The sequence below is a fragment of the Moorena sp. SIO4E2 genome, assembly GCF_010671945.1.
Taxonomy (GTDB): Bacteria; Cyanobacteriota; Cyanobacteriia; order Cyanobacteriales; family Coleofasciculaceae; genus Moorena; species Moorena producens.
On record NZ_JAAHIE010001089.1, the window covers coordinates 1 to 1,737 of the forward strand.

At 44.0% G+C, this 1,737-nt stretch carries 1 protein-coding gene; it reads left to right on the forward strand.

Features of this window, described 5'->3' with window-relative positions:
- Positions 1–380 precede the first annotated feature (380 nt).
- Positions 381–1,364 carry an IS110 family RNA-guided transposase gene (locus tag F6K37_RS40940; RefSeq protein ID WP_287257020.1) on the forward strand — a complete coding sequence of 328 codons (984 nt, stop codon included), beginning with the start codon at positions 381–383 and terminating at the stop codon, positions 1,362–1,364.
- The last annotated feature ends 373 nt before the right edge of the window (positions 1,365–1,737 follow it).

A 1,737-nucleotide genomic window follows, 5' to 3' on the forward strand; every position in this document is an offset into this window, starting at 1 on the left:
GGCTACGACATTCGCGCTGAACCTACTTGTTTATGGTAAATGTTACTGCGAATGTCTCGCCCCATTAAAAGAAATACTGTGAATGCCGGGGTGACTCATTCGCAGTCACGTGATTAAAATTGCGAGTTCGATCTTGCGAATGAGATAACCCCTTGTATGTTTAGTAAAGGTGAGATAATTATCAGCATGCCAATTATTTCACCAGCAGTACGGTGATGCTCATAGCCCCTAACGGCATCAAGCCTGTCCGTAGATTAGCACCCGTACTGCATACTCTATCCAGAGCCCAGACGGTATCTAGGGCCTCCGCAAGGAAGAGCTCGCATTTGCAAGGTTGGTCGGTAGATAGAGTGCGGTTATACAGAATAGGAAAAATAAACATGCGATCAAAAGCTGTCGGAATCGACATATCAAAAGACAAATTCGATGTTGCCCTTTATGACACTGAGACTTACCAAGAAGCGGTTTTCACAAATGATAAGAAGGGGTTCCGAAGTCTATACAACTGGCTCAAAAAAATGAAAGCCAGAGATGCTGTCATCTGCATGGAAGCGACCGGCCGCCACGCTGAAGCAGCTGCCATGTATCTTTACGAGCGAGGCGTGTCGGTTAGCATTGTCAACCCTGCCCGGATAAAAGCCTATCGTGAAAGTCAATTGAAGCGGAATAAGACAGATCGGGAAGATGCAAAAGCGATTGCACATTTTGCCATCACTCAAGACTTCTCGCTCTGGACGCCTCCTCCACCAGAGGTACAAGAGCTTCAAGCGCTTGTACGTCGGCTGAAAACTCTAAAAGAGGAACGAACTCGTGAAACGAATCGGAAAAAGTCGATTGTCACCTCCAAAGCGGTCCTCAAGAGCATTGAGAAACATATCAAATTTATCAATGAACAAATCAATCAAATTGAAAAACAAATCGAGGATCTTTTCGATCAGCATCCAGATTTGAAAGAACAAAAGGAACTGCTTGAATCAATTCCTGGAATCGGTCCTGTTACCGCTGCAAACTTCATTGCGGAAGTTGGAGACATCAAGCGTTTTGAGTCAGCTAAACAATTAGCCGCTTATGCTGGATTGACACCCAGATGGTATCAATCCGGCACGTCGGTGAATAAGCCGGGCCGACTTTCTAAACGTGGAAATATACGTCTTAGAACTGTCTTTTACATGGCTGCGATGGCTGCGATTCGATCCAACCCTTTTGTAATTAGCCTCGCCACTCGCATGGAAAAGCAAGGCAAATCTCGCATGTCCATCATTGGTGCTTCCATGCGAAAACTGGTTCATTTGGCTTATGGTGTTCTCAAAAACCAACAGCCTTTTGATCCACATCATCTTGATAATATGCTGGATATCGCTTGACAAACAACACGGTATCTACTCAGTCAAACCAATCGCTTGCAATAAAATGGCCAATATCTTCGCTGCATCATCTCCTCGACCAGCTAACCACGCTAGCTTACACTTTATACACAAAAATTATAATAATTTTCCTGTATAAAACATGAGGCACATCCTCAGTAAACTCGACATCTCGATGCCCATTGAACACCCTAAGAAAACCTCCCAACCATGCCCCAAACACGCTTACATCCGTCCTCCATCATCCCGTATCAGTGAGAAAATTGAGCTCAATTGAGTAGCCTATTACTCACCTTCGACTCAACATTACTCAATTGAGTAATTTCCTTGAAAATCTAGCCACCTGACACAAAATCACAAAATAACTTTGATA